Raw genomic sequence first — 18,620 nt, forward strand, 5'->3', positions numbered from 1 at the left:
TTTAGCCTCCTTATACAGTGCTGTACTAGCTCCATCTGCGTTTTTCCACGGACTGCACGGTCAGAAATACCAGCAGAAATATAATGCTCACATAGTAAATGAGACCACCCGCGTCAAAAATATAGTTGCTGGCAAAATTCTGAAACACATCCGTAACCGCAATCTTTTCTACAAGAGTAACAAACGCACGGTCAAACATGCTCTTTTTGGCAACATACGCTCCCACCAGGGCAACGACTCCTGCCGCCTCCAGCACAATTGCCAGAAGGTTATGGCTCGTTACACGATGGAGGATCACCACGCACAGTGTCCAGAGAAGCAGGAAGCCGACCAGCGACCCGGAGGCCGACGTCGGAAGGAAATTCACGAGGCTGGGCCACAGAAGCAGCAGTAATATGGCTCCAAAGGTCCCCACCGCCGCGATGATCTGGCTCTCTGTCGTGGAAGATATAAACATTCCAATGGCAATATAGACACAGCCCAGAAGGAAGAACGCCAGAATTGACGCATAATCTGCCTTTAAATACGCAGTGCCGTTCATCTTTATGATGAGCGGGCAAAGACAGGAGATGAGGACCGGGACCGCAAATACGGTTACCATGGACAGATATTTGGCCAGCACCATGTTCGGTACCGAAACCGGCGCCGTGAGAAGAAGCTGGTCAGTCTTTGTCTTTCTGTCATCCGCAAAGCTTCTCATGGTCAGAACCGGAATTCCGATCATCACTATGGTCACCATACCGGACAGCGTATAGGAAAAATACGGATATCCGCTCATCAGATTGTAAGCCATAAAGTAAATTCCGACAAACAGAACCAGAAAAGCAATGAATACATATCCGGTCATACATTGGAAATACGATTTCAATTCCCTTTTATAAATCGCCGCCATTTATACTTCCTCCTTTTCTGTTTCCATCACGGAGTCTTCGTCTGAAGCATCTTCGCCGTCCGCCGTATCCAAAGTATCTTCGGCAGTCAGCTCCAGGAATACCTGCTCTAAAGATGCTTTTGTGGTCTGCATGGAGAGAATGGGGATTTTCCGGTCTGCAAACGCAAAGAATATGGTCTCTCTGATGTCTGTCTGAGAGGCACCATCCGGGGAGGAAGCGGCTGCTTCCGCGTAGTCTGAGCCCTCCGACTCTGCCGCCAGCCGGAAGGTCACCTTTCTCACATCTTCTCCGCCATTTTCGTTTACCGCGATTTCTTCCACCCCGCGAATGGGCTCAAGGATCTCTCTGATCGTTTCTTCCTGTCCCTTCACGAGCAGTTCCATGCCGGACGCGCCGGCCATCTGGCGCTCCAGATTCTCCGGTGTATCGCTGGCAATCAGCTTTCCATGGTCAATAATCAGGATGTGGTCGCAGACCGCGCTGACTTCGGACAGAATGTGGGAGCTTAAGATTACCGTATGCTTTTCGCCCAGTTCCCGGATCGTATCACGGATCTCAATGATCTGTTTGGGATCGAGTCCCACCGTTGGTTCATCTAAAATAATGACAGGAGGCATGCCGAGCACGGCCTGAGCCAGCCCTACACGCTGCCTGTAGCCTTTGGACAGATTTCGGATCAGCCTGCCCTGCACGTCTTCCAGCTTCGCCAGAGCCACCACCTCACCGATGGCCTCTTTCCGCTCCTTCTTCGGTATCTGCTTTAATTCCGCTGCAAAATCCAGCTGCTCCATCACCGTCATATCGGCATAAAGAGGAGGAAGCTCCGGCAGATAGCCGATACATTTCTTCGCTTCCTCAGGTTCTTCCAGTATGTTGTGTCCGTTAATCAGGACATCTCCTTCCGTGGCACCGATATAACCGGTCATGATGTTCATGGTAGTCGATTTTCCGGCGCCGTTAGGCCCTAAAAATCCGTAAATCTGACCATCTTCTATGGTAAAATTCAGATGGTCCACTGCCAGATGGCCGCCGTAATCTTTTACAAGATTCTTCACTTCTATCAACTCGTTCTCCTCCTGATTTTTTATTTCCGCGGCAATGAGACAAACGGACACGCCGGCGCGTCCATTTGGCGGCTGCCGGGTTTTTGACTTATGCCGGCAGGAGTGGGGCCGTAAAAGCTGCCCGCACCGCATGCCCCGCATATCCGGTGTTAGTACATAGCGTAAAAAATAATTGTGATGATTCTGTGTTCATATTTTGATGTTTTTGTGATAAAAGTGTGAACCGTTAAAGGGATGGCTGTATCGTATCTGTTTTTACACTTTCTGCAAAAAATAAAAAGATTCCATGGAATTCCGTGCTTTCACACTTAATGTTCCATAGAATCTTCTTACATTTGTTAATTTTCTATTTTGTTACTTGATATCTCAGACGAATATAGGAATCTTCCAAAACCTCACACGTTTCGAGCTGCAGCACTCCCAATAAATTTAATTCATCCATCGATGTGATAGAACTCCCGTCAATAAGAGTGGAGGTATCTTTTCCTCCTATCAATACAGGAGCCACGACGATGTCTATATAATCAATCAGCTTATTTCTTAGAAAAAGTCCATTCAAGGTGCCGCCTGACTGGATTGTTAACCGTTTACAGCCATACTCTTCTTCTAAAACTTTTAATGCGTCCGCTAAATCCAAAGAATCCTGTTTGATAATGTGTAAATTGTCTGCCGTGACAGAAAATGCCGGATGGACAGGATTTTGCGTAATCAATACAAACTCCTTTGACCATTCACAAAAGTAGCGAACTCCGTGTTCTGTTAAGTGATGATTATCCAAAAGCACAAAAGATACCGGTGATTTTGATGGAAACTCTTTTTCGTTGACCCCTAATTTTTTCTGAACTCTCCCCGTATTAAATGACCATAAATCTGTCATTTGCTCTAACTCGTAATACTGGTGCAGTCCTTCTTTCACACCCTTGATACATGGAAAATTTTTGTCTACGTCCAGTTCATCGGATGCACCTGTAGTGATTTTCCCATCTACGGACATCAGCATAAATAATGTCGTTACTGGTCTGTTGTTCATGATCCTGTTACCTCCCAAGCTCCACGTTTTAAGGATATTATACCGTTATTCAGCAATATCGGCAATCAAATCATGAACCGGATTATTTACTGTTCCTGTGGAAAACCAAAGAGATTCCTTTTATTTTGCGTCTGTGTCAGGAAAAAAATGTTCCTCCAGCATCGCACACAGCGTGTGATAGACGGGCAGATGCAGTTCCTGCACGTCGGCTGTCACCTCCGCCGGAACTGCCAGGCATACGTCGCTGATTCCCTTCAAGACTCCTCCCGTTTTTCCGGTCATGGATATGACAGAAAGTCCTCTGGCCTTTGCCACTCTGGCGGCGTTTAACACATTTACGGAATTACCGGATGTGCTGATTGCCGCCAAAACATCACCGCGCCTGCCATAGCCGTATACCTGCTGGGCAAATACCAGTTCCGGGGCCACATCATTTAAAAATGCAGTGGACAACGCGCTGTGCCCCGTCAACGAGATTGCAGGAAGCGCTCCCTGCAGACGGTCTCCCAGATCTCCCAGTCCCTCTCTTTCGGCACTGCCAAGCGGACGTTTTTTATAAAAACCTTTCATCAGCTCCCCAACAATATGATCGCAATCCGCCGCGCTGCCTCCATTACCGCAGAGCAGCAGTTTTCCGCCCTGTGAGTAAGCATCTTCCAGAAGGTCATAAGCACGCATCAGTTCTCCCTCCATATCAATTAACACGGGAAAACGCTGCATAAGCCGTTTTAAATGGTCCATACTCTCTCCCTTTCTCTGTTAGCTGCCTCATTCTTCCAGCATATCTGTCCAGACAGCCTCTCCGCCTTTTTGGCCCGGCAGCCGTAATGTCTTAATTTCAAACGGCTGGAAATCCGCCTCTATGGTCTGTTCCAGTACACCGATTGTCAGTTCTGCCTTCACCGCCCTGCCGGCTGTCTCATAAGCCCGGAGGATCAAATCCCCGCTGCCGTCTTCCGCTTTTTTCAGCACTTCCACAACGATATTTTCCTGATTGACCTCCATCAGGGACCCCGTCTGTTCCAGACGGCCCTCATGGTACGTTTCAAACAGAGCAATCGGCCGGCAGTTCATCACTTTCGCCCGTCTCACGGTCGCCGCATTTTCCCAGCTTCCGTCATGGGGATAGAGACCATACGTAAACGTCTGTGTTCCCTGGTCGATATAGACATATTCCAGATTTTCCTGCAGCTGGTACGGCTCATGGTGGGTATAAACCGGACTCCGAAGCACGGTAAGCGACGCCGTCTTTCCCGCCGCGCTGCCTGCAAATTTTCCGTCATTTAAGATGGACAGCCCATTCATGGAAGTCTCCATTCCAGGGTTCGTCCCCTCCAGATCCAGCCACATCTGCATGGGATACTCTTCTCCGTCCGGCTCCCGCTGTTCCATACCATACGGTATTTCCCAGCTGGTTCGTATATAATTCATATTCATAGGAAACTGAAGTTTTAACATGGCCTGTTTCTCGTGCCAGTCTACCGTAGTCTTGACCGCAATATAATCCAGATCCTGGAAAACCGAAAAATCCTGAATGATTCTGGAATTTCCCCAGACACTGGTTACACGGATCACACTCTTGACCGGACCATTCTCAACCGTACGGACGGAAACAGCCTTAAACCTGCCGATTACCTCATCAAAAATCCGCACTGCATGAGACCACGTATCGCTCTCGTCCCTGATAACTACCGGAACTGCCGCCAGACCGGAAAAATATTCCGTGCCGTCGTTCTTTTTTAACAGAGAAGCAATATAACCGGTCTCCGGATCAAGGGTAAGCTTAAACCACCGATTCTCCGCACTGCACTCCGATACAGCCACCTCCGGAAACGTCTCTGCCTTCTCCCTGACCGCAAACCGGTACGTTCTCCAGCCCAGAGAAGGAAGATCTGCCACAAAGCAGATGCGGCACCTCCCCTGTAAGGCTGCGCTTGACTGTACCAGCTGACAGGGAATCTGGTTTCCATTCTCATCAAGGAGCACCGTGCCCTCTTTCAATGTCCAGGACTCTGCCTGTACTTCCGCTTTCGTATTGAACGCATTAGGATTCACAACGACCAGAGGCTTCATTCCCTCTTCCATCGGGATATTAATCTGCCAGGACAGCGACTGAACGGCACTGTTTAAGCCTCTTCCCGCTGCGTGAAGCGCATAGCCGTAATCCTCCGCCGCATCCTCGTACGACTCCCGTAAGCTAGTCCCCGCCAGAATATCATGGAACTGATTAAACAGCACGCTCTTCCATGCTTTCTGATACTCCTCTGCCGGATACCTTATGCCTGTAAGGAGTCCCGCCATCACAGATACCCGCTCCGCCATAAGCAGACGCATCTCAGCCGCCCGGTTTAACGCCTTAACTCTCGATTCCACGCTGTAACAGCCGCTTGAGTGGTGGAACAGCCCCCCGCAGACCACAGGCAGGTCTCTCCCCCTCTTTTTTACATCCTCAAAATATTCATTGGGGGAGGACAGCTGAAGCTCCGGCATATCCGGTCTGGCGTTCATCCGATGGATACTGTCGATATTCTTCTTCGTAGGGCCGCCTCCATGGTTGCCGACACCGTAAAAGCACATGATACCGCCATCGGAATTTTTGATCTCACCGGCACACCGTCTGACATGCTCTTCGATCTGATCGGGCCAGGTACAGTATTCAAAGGGAAGCCGAAATGCGTTCACCGCAGAACCATCGGCAGACTTCCAGACAAAGTTTTCCCCTGCAATCCCCTTTTCGTGACGGCCGGGACGCATGAATACATAGCTGTCCATGCCGCATTTCTTCAATATCTGGGGAAGATTCCCGTTGTGGCCGAAGCTGTCCACATTGTATCCGCAGACCGCCTTTACCCCGAATTTCTCCTCAAAATACCTCTGGCCGTAAAGCCCCTGTCTCACAAAGGATTCTCCGCATGGGGCGTTGCAGTCCGGCTCGGTCCACCAGCCGCCCACGATCACCCATCTTCCCTCTTTCACCCGGCTTCTGATCTCCTCAAACATGGATGGATCATTTTCCTCCACCCATTCATAATAGGCGGCAGAACTGCCGGTAAAGATAAAGTCGTCGTATTCTTTCATCCGGTCCAGCACAGATTTAAAAGTTGCCTTTACCTCCTGCAGCCCCTCCTGCCACTGCCAGAGCCAGACAACATCAATATGAGCATTTCCTATCATGTATAATTTTTTATCTTTCTCCATTCCGATCCCTTTCCTCTTCCCATTCCTCTTCCCATTCCAGCAGATTCACTATTTTTATGTTCCTGCCTTCCCTGTCTGTTTTGATGGTCTGTATCTCATGATGCCCAATCGTCAGGGGATACGTATTTCCCATAAGGTACAGGTGATAGTCCGTATCTTTTCCCTCCAGTTCCAGCAGACGCAGAATGAAGCCATCGTCGTCCTCCGCCTTCTTCATCACCTGGACTGCCACGTTATCCCGGTCTGTTCCCGCAATCGATAAGACCATGGAGCCACGGCCGTCGTTCGTCAGCGGCTTGTGGGCGCTGTCCATAAGATACTCATAAGAACCATTTGCTTTCTCAGCAATGCGGTACAGCTCAGATGCGGGAAGCCGTTTCCCGTGAGGCTTTAATATCAGGTGAAATGTCTGCGTTCCAATATCCATGTATTCATAACTCTCAATCTCATTCTCCCAGTCCGGACTGCTTCCCTGAGCATAAATCGCACTCCGGGCTACAGTGATCTGCGTTCTGCCCTCAGTCAGGTTAAAGGCGTATTTTCCATCATTTGAGACGGCAAGGCCTCGTCCCGCTCCGTCTGCCGCATCGAGAAAGCGCTGCATATTATATTCGCCATCATCCCCTTTATGATCTCTCTCCACAATTCCATATGCAGTCTCCGCCCGGGTGATAAGACAGCCCTCCCCCGTCGGATAGGCGGTTTTTAAAAGCGCGCGGGGATGCGCAAAACACAGCCGGTTCTCCACCCTCAGTTCCCGTTCATCAGCCCCCAGGGAATAGAGCTGTTCCAGTCTCGTTCCCTCGTAAGACAGCCGGACCCGGATAGTCTCCCGAATCTCTCCGCTTTCTACCTTATCGATGGAATCCAGCCGAAAGGTTACGTTTCTGTCTTTAAATCGCTTTCCCTGCAGACCGCCCCACGCATCCCGCTCGTCCACATACAGCCGGACAGAAGCCGGGCCTTTTAAGGCGTCGTATCCGGCAGTCCTGTCCTTCAGGGCACACAGCATTCCCGTCTCCGGATCAAACTCTGCCCGTAAAAACCGGTTTTCCAGCGTATAGGGATCCGGATTGTCGAGTTCCATGTTCTGATTGAAGCCAAGGGACGGCGTCTCTTTCCTGAGCCTGTATACCGCATAGCCGCAGGAAGGAACCGATGCATGGAAGACGATGCGGCGTCTTCCTCCCAACACCGTGTGGCGGACTTTTGCCGCAGTATGTATTCTCTGATACGGTACCTCATTTCCGAAGGGATCGGACAGCTTAAGCGGACTCTGGCAAAACCATTCCAGTTCCACCTCCACATAATCAGAAAAGTCTTTGCCATGGGGGTTAAACAGGAACAGGGGGTATCCCTCTCCGCTGGTATCCAGGCTGTTCACGATTCTCTGCTTCGCCGTTTCTCTGACTGATGCGGCTTTGGCACATACCGCCGAGAGCTGCATCACCGCTTCCTCCCTCGCCGGCTTAATAGTAGTACCTCCCATGGTATCGTGAAACTCATTGAAATGCAGACCGTTCCACAGGTCTTCTATTTTCCCGGTTTCCTCCGGCCACACTCCCGTCAGCGCGGCCGCCATGGACAGGAATGTGTCTGCGGCCATAAGCCGTCCTTCTGCCAGTCGGTTCAACTGTTTAAACCTCGAATCGTTGGAATAGCACCCCTGATTGATTTTTTCAAACGGTCCCATTTTTACAGGGAGTCTCCAGTCCCTGATATCTTCCAGGAACTCCCCAAAGGAAGCAAAATGCAGCTCTGCACCGTCAAAGTCCTCTATCTGTTCACGGATTGTTTCTATATTTTCAATCGTCGGACCGCCTCCATGATTACCCACGCCGTAGCAGCAGACCATTTTGTCATATTCTTTTGTACGTTCCAGTGTATCATTGATATTTTTCAGGGTCGGTTCCCGGAACCAGGTGGTGTACTCCGCAGGAAGGCATATGGCATTCACGCTGCTTCCGTCCGGACTTTCCCACCGGAAGACCGGGGTATCCAGTCTTGGGCGCATAAACACATAGGAATCCATGCCGCTCTTTTTTAATATCTGCGGAAGGCTGCCGCTGTGACCAAAGCTGTCCACATTGGAGCCGATCCGGCATATTTCCCCAAAGCGGTCTTTTAAATAGCGCTGGCCGTACAGGCCATGGCGGGCAAAGGCTTCGCCGCAGGGAAGGAGACAGTCCGGTTCGATGAACCAGCCTCCCGTTATCTCCCATCTGCCCTCCAGAACCCGCTGTCTGATCTCCTCGAATAAATCAGGCAGAAGTTTTTCAATCCACTGAAAGAATGCTGTGGACGTGGAAGTAAACCTGTAATCCTCAAATTCCCACATCCGGTCCAGGGCAGACTGAAACGTGGCCTTTACCTCCTGCATTCCTTCCTCCCATTCCCAGAACCATACCGGGTCAATATGGGAATTTCCTATCATATAGAGCTGTTTTTTCTCCATCATGCATCTCCTGCTCACTCACCATATTTTTTCTGCGCCGCCCAAGTCCCCTTCTTCCACAGACTGCTTCACCATCTCAGCCGATCTGCGGATCGCCAGACAGCGGACCTTGCTCAGCCGTTCCAGACCTTTTACCCCTTCTCTCTCCCCCAGCCCGGCTAACGACTGGTACAGAAGAAGCTGAAGCATCTGCATACGCTCCGCCAGCAGGGATACCTGATTCTCTTCCTGCAGCGCAGTCTGAAACTCAGGCAGTTCCGCCAGCCCCTTAAGAAGCGGAATAAACTCCGTACGGCTGCTCCTCCTGGCCGCATAGGCAAAGCATTCCAGATAGGAATACGTCCCCTTTCTGATATCCATGTAATCCCGCTCTTCCTTCTTCAGCACTTCAAACACCAGATAAAATGGTTCCATGGAAAATCCGTCTCCGCCGGACAGCAGATTTAAGTCATACACAAGCTCCGGCATCACTCCATGATCCGGGAGAAGCTGTGCACACATCACAGATCCTTTTCTCACCGGCAGACCGGGCTTTGCCTCATTAATCCTCCGCACAATACTCTGCTGCATATCTTCCATATAATCATTGCATCCATGAAACAGCGCCGCCCGTTTCAGTACCGCCAGCGTTCCCTGGTCCCGCCCATATTCATCCGCTTCCAGCGCCTGTATCCGCTTACGGATACAGGGCAGTACATGTTCGCTCTCACCGCATACAAGCGCCAGCAGCGGACTAATCTTCGTCTCCTCATACGTAAACGGAACGTCAATCCAGTGTGTACGGCTCTCTCCCGTTACCTGTCCTGCATAAAATGCATAATCCGGAATATTCCTGCTGTCACTTTGATACCGGATTTTATCTGGAAGAGTCAGACTGTCCCCCGTCGCCTCCCTGATCCATGCCCGCCTCTGCGGAATGGAAAGTGCTTCTATCAGACAGCCGGATTTCGCCGCCCTGGCTGCAAGCAGTCCCAGGACTGCCCCCTGGTGCATCAGATCCGGCTGCATACGCAGCCCGGGAAAGGCGTTATGGGTAGCAGAGACTGCCTTCCCCGCCACATACAGTCCTTCCAGGCTGTATCCCTCCCGGTGTTTCGGGACCAATGCGCTTAAGGGAATCTGCATGTTTACCTGAGGCGGAAGATATCCGCAGTATACCATGTCTGCATCCAGCTTTCCTTTTGGATCATAGTTGGAAAAGAAGGTGCAGATCCCGTCATCATACGTCCGGAACGTGCATATGTCCCGCAGATCGATCATTTTTTTCCCTGTGATATGGCGGCTCTCACGCATACTCACATAAGCCCCATGATCAAACGTCCCCTCCCCCCGCTCTCTGCCAAGAACGGCAAACCGGGTCATGTCCTCCGGATCAGATGCCATCACCATGGAGGAAAAATTATTCCGGTATCCGGCAGTTCCCGTATACTGGGCCAGAGAAGCCCAGTACGTAAAGCAGTCCCGGCCAGAACCATAGACCGTCTCCGCACCAGCAAAATACGCCAGATCTCCGTCGCCCGTTGCATCGATGATCAGAGAGCCTCTCAGGGTTATCTGTCCAGCGTGTCCCGCTGTTTTTACGCCGCAGACGCGGGTTCCCTCCTTTACCACATCGTATGCAATCTGTCCGAAGACCACGGATACACCGGCCTCAAGACACAGCTTTAACAGCACGTATCCTCTTATCCCCGCATGGAAATCATCATACTCACTCCACAGCCCCGGTTTTCTGCTGATTCCATACTGCTGTTCCAGCCGGTCCGTCTCCAGATCAATCTCTTCCACATCCCTGTAACGTTTTCCAAACCAGTAAGTACTGACACCCCCTAACGTGGCGGTTCCCCCCAAATCATACTGCGGTTCAATCAGAACCGTCCCGGCGCCGCCCCGGGCGGCATACAGCGCCGCCATGGCCCCGGCTGTGCCGCCTCCCACGACGATCACGTCAAACGGTGCCTCTTTCAGGTTTGAGCAGGATTTTTCCCCTTTTCCTGCCCGGAGAGCAAAACGTCCCAGATTGAGAGCCGGATTTTCCGCCTTTGATCTCTCAAAGGCCAGAAGCAGCTCTCTCCTTCCAGCCAGCAGATTCTCCGCTTCCGTCGCTCTCGGCTTCCAGAGAAACGGCGCCTTCAGAATCCGGTTTTTACCGGTTTTTTCATCGGTTATCCAGGCCGCACAGACCGTCCTTCCCCCTTTATTCGTCTGGCTAAACTTCTCATGATAACGGCACCGGACTCCATACAGTCCCCCCTTGGAGGCAAATCTTACTTCAATTTTCTCCTTCTCCTCAGAAACCGCGTCCATAAAATACAACCCGTAGCAGAATTCTGCTCCCTGCTCGCGGCATAACCGCTCCAGATACTTTTTATATCCATCCGGATGCAGACAGCCGTTCCCCCAGAGAGAATCCGGAAAAAATCCCTGCAGTTCCGGACTGCTTTCATAATCTAAGTAACTGCCTATATCTGCGGCGAGGAAGGTCTCCTCCACAGCCAGCAGCACCCTTTCGCCCCGGCGCGCCAGACAGATTGACCGTTTCACCGCCTCCAGCGTATTACCGGTTATCAGATATCCTGTCTCTCTCCACCGGTCGGGGGACTCCGGCTTCAGAATTTCCTGTCCCAGCTCAAATCCCATCTGTTTTCCTCTCCTGACGGCCGATCAGACGGCCATTGCCATTAAAAGCTAAAATCACGATCCAGATCCAGCGCCTTCTCACAGCCCTCCCGGTCGAGATACGTAATGACAAAGGAATGGCTCTTTAATTCCGCCTTCAAATCCGCCCGGCACGGTCCCGCCATCCAGGAAATCCAAAGGCGCTCATCCGGCGTGTTGTGAACTGTCATCTCCCCGTCAAACACGGGATATTCATTTCGAAACTGCATCATCACGCACAGCTGCTTTACGACAGGCTTCTCCGCCAGCCGTTCAATCTCTTCTACAGTATAGTTATGTCTGCTGATATTCCGGTCATAGTTGGTGCGTTCCATCAGTTCATAATCATTTTCGCCGGCCAGGAGCCCCATGTAGTAGACCTGTGGAATCCCCGGGGTGAAAAACTGAATGGCACGGGACAGAAGATAGCTGTCATCCCGTTCCCCCACAGCCGAATAGTAGGAACAGTTTATCTGATACACCACCTTCTCTCCGCTGCTGTTGCCGCCGCTGTAATCCCATTTAAAATTAGCTCCATACTGTTCGGTCTGGTCAACCACAGCCTGAAGCTCCTCCAGGGAGAGTAAATCCACGACATCCACGGTTCCCAGTCCGTCATGGGTATCCAGCGTCGTCTGTTGATTCCTGGGGCATATGGCAAGCCAGTGTCTGATTCTGGCACTGCTGCCCGAGTAGAGCGTATGAAGCACCATAACCGGCAGAACAAAATCGTAAACTGCATAGCCGTGTTCAGCAATTTTAAGCTGTACGGTATAATGGTCATGAATCTCCGGCAGCATGGGAATCCCTTTCTCATCCAGCACGCGCTGAATCCGGTCCATCATCTCCCAGATCTCCGGTTCCAGGAAAAAGCAGGTGGTGCCCACTTTTTTCGTGGCAAAGGCAAAGGCGTCTAAGCGCAGCTGGGAAAGCCCCTGATCCATCAGAAAACGCAGTGTGCGTTCCACGTAGTTCCATGCCGATTCACTCCGAAGATCCAGATCCATCTGCTCATCATCAAAGGTACACCAGATCTTTTCCGTGGTTCCATCCCGAAATGCAATTTCTTCACACGGTGCGCACGGTTTCCTCTTGTTCAGCAGTTCCACCTGTTCTTCCGTCGGTTCCCCGCCCGGCCAGAACTTACGGAAGCGCAGAAACATATCCGCGTATTCCGACTCATCATGCTTCTCAATAAAATCCAGGAATTCCGGACTTCTTCTGGACAGATGGTTAATCATAAAGTCAAACATCAATTCGTAATCCTCTGCAATTTCCCTTATGTCCTCCCAGGTTCCAAAGGCTTCATCCACCTCCCGGTAATTGATCGGCGCAAAGCCCCGGTCCCCGGATGACGGAAAAAAGGGCAGAATATGGATCGAATGAATCTCCCTTCTGAAATACCGGTCAATAACCCCTTTCATCTCTTTTAAATTCTTTCCAAAGCTGTCGGCATATGTAATCAGCATAATCTTATTTTTCATCGTTTTCTTCCCTTATCTGTAAAAATCATCGTAGGCTTTCATCCCTACAGAAACAGCCGCATAGTCCCCTATCATCTCTCCCAGAGTGGCCGGTACAATCTTACAGGCTTTTCCCGACGCAGCCAGGGCTTCTCTTGCAATGACCGCCTGCATTCCCGGCTCCAGAGCCTCCCTCTGCCTGGCGTATATACTGCCAAGCACGATCATATCCGGATTTAAAATATCGATCAGGATGGAAAGACCTCTTCCCAGATACTCCGCCACGATATCAAAGATCTCCCTTGCCGTGGCATCGCCTTCCTCCAGTGCCCGGCCAATTTCCTTACAGTCTACCTGCGGCAGCATATCCATCGACTTGCAGAAGGAGGGAACAACACCTTTTTCCAGGGCTTCCTGTGCCTTCATCCTTCCTAAATTGGCGATCCCTCCTCCGCTGCAGAAGCCCTCAAAGGAGCCGTTTTTTCCATAGCCATAAGGCCCATCCTTTTCCAGGCGGATATGTCCTACCTCTCCCGCCATACAGGTGGCTCCCTGATACAGCTGGCCGTTTAAGATCATGCCGGCACCCATCCCGGTTCCGAAGGTTAAGAACACCATATTTTTCGTCCCTTTCCCCGCGCCAAGCCTCCATTCCGCCAGAGCACACGCATCCGCATCGTTCTGCAGCATAACCGGCACACGGAATGCATTGCGCAAAGGTGTGAAAATATCCGCATTATCCCATTCCGGCAAATTGGGAGGCGCCATGATGATTCCTTTTTCCGCATCCAGCGGTCCGCCGCACGAAATACCGATCGAGCAGAGCCGCCAGTCCGGACTGGCTTTTAACTGAGTCTGGATAATCTCGATATACTCATGAAAAGCCGAGTGATAATCCGCCGTCCTTGTAGGCCTTTTTACCTTATCCAGGATCTCAATTCCCCCATCCGCATAACGGGCAAAGGAGACGGCGCTCTTCGTTCCTCCAATATCTATTCCTGCAATTATCTGCATTCTGCTCCCCCTTCAATGACCGCCTGGCGGACGTACAGCGCCGCGCCGGACGCCGCTTCTTCCTCCCTGTCCGTAAATACAACGGGCAGACCAAATACTTTTTCCACATCTTCCCTCAGAAGCCTGTTTTTGCGGATCCCATTGCCGGACGCCACAATCTGTGTCTTCCCAGCACATGCCTTTTCCGGGAATGCGCTGTACAGGGCGAACAGCTCGCGGGCCATGCCCGTGGTAAAGCTGCGGATTAAGTCTTTGGGATGAAAATTCCCGGAGTTTAATCCGTAGATTCCCGCTTCCGGTTCCCGGTCCGTCTCTTCCCTGCTTCCGTAAAGGCTGGGAACCGCACGCAGCTCAGTCTCCGGTTCCTCCATCGCCAGGCGCTCCATGGTTTCATAGGCGTTCACCTTCTGCCCTGCAAATTCCTCACATACCTCCTCGAAAAACGCAGCCAGGCGCTCATACACCTTTCCTCCGTTTAAGGAGGCGCCTACATATAAATAACCATGATCAATCCAGGGGCGGATATCAGTTCCTGCCGCCGGATCCCATTCGCCGCTGTAAACCGACACCTGGGAACCGGTACCCACATTGATGCTGACGCTGTGTTCCTTGTCTTTGACAGCCCCCAGAAAACTGGCCTGATTATCTCCCACCGCGCAGAAAACCGGTATCGCTTCCGGTTCAGCGGTTCCCCTAGCCGGCAGAACCGCCTTCTGCTCCATTACCATGGTTCCGACAGCCTGGCCTTCCTCCCGGGCGACAGCCGGATAGCAGGAAATATCCACACCCGCAGCCGCAAGTTTATCGAGTTCAAACCGTCCCTCCGCCATGTGATATCCTCCAAAGCTGGCAGCCATCGTCTTATGAACAACTGCCTTACGGCTTCCGGTCAAACGCATGGCCACATAATCGCCAATCCCGACAAATGCCACTGCCTCATCCGGAATCTGCTGATTCTCCTGAAGGTAAAAATGGGTGACACTCCCGTAACCCGTATAAAACGGGAGTCCCGTCTCCTTCACAAGATAACGTGCATAGGTGAGGCCATCCCGGTATCTCTGGTTCCCATCCTCATTTTTCCAGGTGTAAAGCGGGGATACCGCCCTCCCTGTCCTGTCTGTATACAAAATACCATGCATCTGACTGGAAATCCCCACTCCGGCCGGCTTCCTGATGTTCCTCGCTTCATGTTCTCCGGCCCACGCCTTAAATTCCATCAGCAATTCTTTGAGCAATTCCTTCGCCAGCGATACGATTCTGTCCGGATCCTGGAGATAGCTCCCCGTATTGATAAAGGAATTAGGCACACTTAAACTCTTGATTATTTTATCTTCTGTCAGGTCATAGAGGACCGCGCAGATCGAAGTAGTCCCAATATCGATTCCCAAAGATATCATCGCACAACCTCACCTTTCCCTGTATTGTTCAGTCATAATCCGCCGGACTGCCACTCAATCTCCACCAGGCAGTCCGGTTTTTCACAGTAAACGCTCCAGAGCATGCCGCCATGACATACTGCTTCGTGTTCCCTGCCATCTATCCACACCCGGACCGGCGGCCGATCCGCCGCAAATCCAAGCGTACCGGCTTCCAGAACGAGCGCCGCCACGCGGTCCTCCTCCTCACGCAGAATCCGCAGACAGCCACAGGAAATGTACTTTTCCAGAATGCCGATCAGCCTGCCCCGGCCTTTATCCGGAATGAGCAAAAACAGTTCTGCCCCGCCTTCCGGGAGTGAAAAATTGATTCCGGACTCTCCCAGTCTGCATACAGTTCCCGCTTGATAAGCGTACACCAGCCAGTTTCGTCCCGAAAGTTCCGGGATATCAGACATTTCAAGTTTTCCCAGGCAGATATCGTCTTTTTCACAGATATGGAACGCACCAATCACATAGTTTTCTCCGTACCGGTTAAATATCTTAAGCGGGCGCAGCGTGTCCGCCGGATTATCAAACAGGCAGTCCGTCGTAGGCATCCCCACCTCCCTGCATCGGATAACCAGGCCCGTCTCTGTGATAAGCGGCCGGATAAAGCCGGGATTTGTCTCCCCCACACGATCGCTCACATAGACCGGCCCTCCGCTCACCGCGCGGAGAATGGAGTTCTGCCAGTTTTCCTCGTGACTGCTGAAGAACATATCCCAGTCACCCCAGTAAAACTGTCCCTGAAGAAGTGAATTATAGCTGTTTTGTACCGCATGCTCTTTAAACCCGTGAGGCACTTGAGGAACAAAGTCATCGCTGCTTCTTGCAACGGCACTGCTGGGACGGTTCCACATATCCTCACCGGCCATTCCCATGCAGTTAATAATACAATTATCAAAATACAGAGCTGCCGACGCATTCAGCCCCTTCTGAATTCCGCAGGAGGCGTGTCCATAAGTCTCCATCCCTCCGTAAGCCAGCGAAACCGCGCTCTGACCGTCAACCTTCACAAAATCGATGCCGCAGCAGTTTTTTAAATATTTATGCCATGTTTCAAAAAAGGTAAATGCCTTTCCGGCCTCCGGATCCGGAAGTATCCGGCCATCCGGTAAAACTCTGGTTCCCGCCTTCAGCGTTTCATCCGCCGGCGAATCACCGGCCAGGCCGTTCCAATAGCCCATGACGGCATGCCAGACTCCCACACTGTCCACGTTCCATGTTTCCTTCAGTTCCTTTACACAGCCTTTCAGCCCCTTCGGGAAACGCTCTCTGTCTGCATCCAGTCCGATCAGCACCTTTTTGTCATAATCTGCATCAAGCCACCCATCGTCCAGCAGCACCCATTTCACCGGCAGCTGTTTCGCCCGGAACTCCTTCATCTTTTCCATCACGCCCTCATGGGAAACCCTGTGATAAAAGGCATCCCAGGTGCACCAGCCAAAGAACTCCAGTTTTTCAGGGAATTTTCTGTTTTTCCGAAGCATGGAGCTCCGTCCCAGCCTGCCAAGAGCTGCTTGAACCGCCCTCTCACAACAGAGATACGGATCACTCCCTCCGGCGATCGCCAGACTCAAATCCTCCATGCGGTTTCGGTTTCCCGTATTCGACGCCATGCGGACCGCCAGACGATTCTCAGCTCCTGAACGATTTACTCCATCTGTTTCCAGGCTGCACCGGTTCAATTGGTACCGGTCCATACTGCACATATCCGTCCGATTATCTTCTCCACATACGGAAAGAACAGCAAAATACGTCGCTCCACTCTGAAACAGCAGGAGCTGTGTCCTGTCCGGAAGCTCTTTTATGTCCGAAAAAAAAGCGGGTCTGACCCACCAGTCCTTATGCTGATAGACGGCAAGGAAACGCTCCGTCTCCGGAATATCCAGGTGGTAAACGATGCCCTCCCGGGAATCAAAATATGCCTGCGGTCCAAAGCAGGGCTCCCGCGCCTCCTTTTCCGCCCGTACCGTAATGAGTACCGTGTCTTCCGATACCGATCCCTGCAGTTCTCCCGCTGTCCCTTCCTCCGGAGAAAGAGACAGCAGAAAAACCACTCTGTCATCCCAAATCAATTCTATCTGATCACACTGAGTTATTTTTCTGCTGCTAAACATAGAACCCCTTTTTCGTCCTTTTTTCTTTTTTAATGAAACACTTCGTTCACAAACTGATTGAAGAAGTGATCCGTCACAATCTCACCCGCACCAATGACACCCGCATTTTCCCCTAATACGGATACCGCCATGTAGTTTTCCTTTGCTCCCTTCACTTTTCTCTGATTCGCCACGTCCTGGACAATATTAAAATACATGGGATATTTCTGTATCAAAATTCCGCCCAGTATAATCATCTCCGGATCAAAGGTATTAATCAGATTGCTGACCGCCACACCCACGTAGAAGGCAGAACGGTTTAAGATAGAGATGGTGAGCAGATCCTTTTTGTCCGTCATCTCAAATACATCCTCTATCGTCAGCGCGTTCCTCTTATGGTAAAGCGGGTGATCCTTCTGATTCTCGAGCTGCTCTCCCAGCATCCGGAGTACTGCAATACCGGAGCTCATGGCCTCTAAGCACCCCCGATTTCCACAATTGCAGAGTGGACCATTGATGTCAATCGTGATATGTCCGAATTCACCGGCGATACAGTTGGCACCTACATTCAGCTTTCCATCGATAATCAAACCGCTGCCGATTCCCATGTCCACTTCCACATACGCCAGGTTGGAGCAATCCCTGTTATTTCTGTACCAGTACTCGGCAAATGCAATTACATTCGTATCCTTATTTAAAAAAACAGGAAAACCGGTTCTCCCCTCCAGAGTTTCCTTCAGTGGAAGATAGTCCAGCATCGGCATATTAGGCGGAGTCAGGATCACGCCGCTTTCACAGTCCAGAGGCCCCGGGGCGCCTACCCCGATTCCCAGAATATCTTCCCGCTTCACACCGGACTTTTCTATTACCAGCTCCACGGCCTCTGCCAGCATGGTCACAAAATCATTCTGATTCTCAAATTCCTTATCCATGGAATACCGCTCAATGGCCAGAATCTGTCCCCGCAGATTCAGGAGGGCAATGCCGGTAATAAATTTATTGATATGGATGCCTATGGTATAGCGGTAATTCTCATTAATTACATAGGAAACTGCTTTTCTGCCCATGCCACCCGATTCCATCTGTCCGTCACGGATCAGATTCAGCTCCTGGAGTTCTGCCAGGATCTTCTTGATCGCCATAAATGTCAGGCCGGTGACGCTGGCAAGGCCCGCTTTTGTCGCCGTGCCGTTTCTTCTGATATACCCCAGCACCGTTCTTCTGTTAAAATTCTTGAGCTGTACCTGATTATTCTGGTCTGCCATATTTCTTCCTTTTCCCTTTTCATTTGTCTGAATTTCATATTACCATTATACTTCAGGCCAAACGAT

Annotated in this window: 12 protein-coding genes; all 12 read right to left on the reverse strand. The window is 51.1% G+C overall.

What is annotated here, in order from left to right; translation table 11 throughout:
* Positions 1-25: 25 nt before the first annotated feature.
* On the reverse strand, positions 26-892 hold the full coding sequence (locus tag NE473_RS21840) for an ABC transporter permease (protein ID WP_022033394.1): 867 nt from the start codon (positions 890-892) through the stop codon (positions 26-28).
* On the reverse strand, positions 893-1,957 hold the full coding sequence (locus NE473_RS21845; protein ID WP_055651458.1) for an ABC transporter ATP-binding protein: 1,065 nt from the start codon (positions 1,955-1,957) through the stop codon (positions 893-895).
* A 346-nt stretch (positions 1,958-2,303) separates the two neighbouring features.
* On the reverse strand, positions 2,304-2,987 hold the full coding sequence (locus tag NE473_RS21850) for a dihydrofolate reductase family protein (protein ID WP_022033392.1): 684 nt from the start codon (positions 2,985-2,987) through the stop codon (positions 2,304-2,306).
* Between the two features lie 120 nt (positions 2,988-3,107).
* A complete protein-coding gene (locus tag NE473_RS21855; protein ID WP_055651459.1) occupies positions 3,108-3,728 on the reverse strand; it encodes a D-sedoheptulose-7-phosphate isomerase in 621 nt (206 codons plus the stop codon).
* Positions 3,729-3,755: 27 nt separating this feature from the next.
* Positions 3,756-6,185: an alpha-mannosidase gene (locus tag NE473_RS21860; protein ID WP_055651460.1), complete on the reverse strand. Its 2,430-nt coding sequence runs from the start codon at positions 6,183-6,185 to the stop codon at positions 3,756-3,758.
* Complete coding sequence (locus NE473_RS21865) at positions 6,172-8,643, reverse strand: glycoside hydrolase family 38 N-terminal domain-containing protein (protein ID WP_055651461.1); 2,472 nt, start codon at positions 8,641-8,643, stop codon at positions 6,172-6,174. The genes NE473_RS21860 and NE473_RS21865 overlap by 14 nt, the downstream gene beginning before the upstream one ends.
* Positions 8,644-8,658: 15 nt before the next feature.
* Entirely contained in the window at positions 8,659-11,277 is a 2,619-nt protein-coding gene (locus tag NE473_RS21870; protein ID WP_055651462.1) for an FAD-dependent oxidoreductase, read from the reverse strand.
* Positions 11,278-11,318: 41 nt separating this feature from the next.
* Positions 11,319-12,779, reverse strand: a complete 1,461-nt coding sequence (gtfA, locus tag NE473_RS21875) for a sucrose phosphorylase (RefSeq protein WP_055651463.1) — start codon at positions 12,777-12,779, stop codon at positions 11,319-11,321.
* Positions 12,780-12,791: 12 nt separating this feature from the next.
* The gene (locus NE473_RS21880; RefSeq protein WP_006770668.1) at positions 12,792-13,772 is read right to left on the reverse strand and encodes an ROK family protein; all 981 of its coding nucleotides are present in this window, start codon (positions 13,770-13,772) and stop codon (positions 12,792-12,794) included.
* Complete coding sequence (locus NE473_RS21885; RefSeq protein ID WP_055651464.1) at positions 13,763-15,169, reverse strand: sedoheptulokinase; 1,407 nt, start codon at positions 15,167-15,169, stop codon at positions 13,763-13,765. Before NE473_RS21885 ends, NE473_RS21880 begins: the two co-directional genes overlap by 10 nt.
* Positions 15,170-15,201: 32 nt before the next feature.
* Positions 15,202-17,310, reverse strand: a complete 2,109-nt coding sequence (locus tag NE473_RS21890) for a Sip1-related alpha-galactosidase (protein ID WP_055651465.1) — start codon at positions 17,308-17,310, stop codon at positions 15,202-15,204.
* Between the two features lie 29 nt (positions 17,311-17,339).
* A complete protein-coding gene (locus tag NE473_RS21895) occupies positions 17,340-18,554 on the reverse strand; it encodes an ROK family transcriptional regulator (RefSeq protein ID WP_006770673.1) in 1,215 nt (404 codons plus the stop codon).
* Positions 18,555-18,620: the final 66 nt, after the last annotated feature.

It is taken from the genome of Hungatella sp. SL.1.14 (genome assembly GCF_024460495.1).
GTDB lineage: Bacteria > Bacillota > Clostridia > Lachnospirales > Lachnospiraceae > Hungatella > Hungatella hathewayi.

Coding starts and splice junctions, on each gene's coding strand:
- NE473_RS21840 (WP_022033394.1), bottom strand. CDS start 892: ATGGCGGCGATTTATAAAAGGGAATTGAAATCGTATTTCCAATGTATG.
- NE473_RS21850 (WP_022033392.1), bottom strand. CDS start 2,987: ATGAACAACAGACCAGTAACGACATTATTTATGCTGATGTCCGTAGAT.
- NE473_RS21855 (WP_055651459.1), bottom strand. CDS start 3,728: ATGGACCATTTAAAACGGCTTATGCAGCGTTTTCCCGTGTTAATTGAT.
- NE473_RS21860 (WP_055651460.1), bottom strand. CDS start 6,185: ATGGAGAAAGATAAAAAATTATACATGATAGGAAATGCTCATATTGAT.
- NE473_RS21865 (WP_055651461.1), bottom strand. CDS start 8,643: ATGATGGAGAAAAAACAGCTCTATATGATAGGAAATTCCCATATTGAC.
- NE473_RS21870 (WP_055651462.1), bottom strand. CDS start 11,277: ATGGGATTTGAGCTGGGACAGGAAATTCTGAAGCCGGAGTCCCCCGAC.
- gtfA (WP_055651463.1), bottom strand. CDS start 12,779: ATGAAAAATAAGATTATGCTGATTACATATGCCGACAGCTTTGGAAAG.
- NE473_RS21880 (WP_006770668.1), bottom strand. CDS start 13,772: ATGCAGATAATTGCAGGAATAGATATTGGAGGAACGAAGAGCGCCGTC.
- NE473_RS21885 (WP_055651464.1), bottom strand. CDS start 15,169: ATGATATCTTTGGGAATCGATATTGGGACTACTTCGATCTGCGCGGTC.
- NE473_RS21890 (WP_055651465.1), bottom strand. CDS start 17,310: ATGTTTAGCAGCAGAAAAATAACTCAGTGTGATCAGATAGAATTGATT.
- NE473_RS21895 (WP_006770673.1), bottom strand. CDS start 18,554: ATGGCAGACCAGAATAATCAGGTACAGCTCAAGAATTTTAACAGAAGA.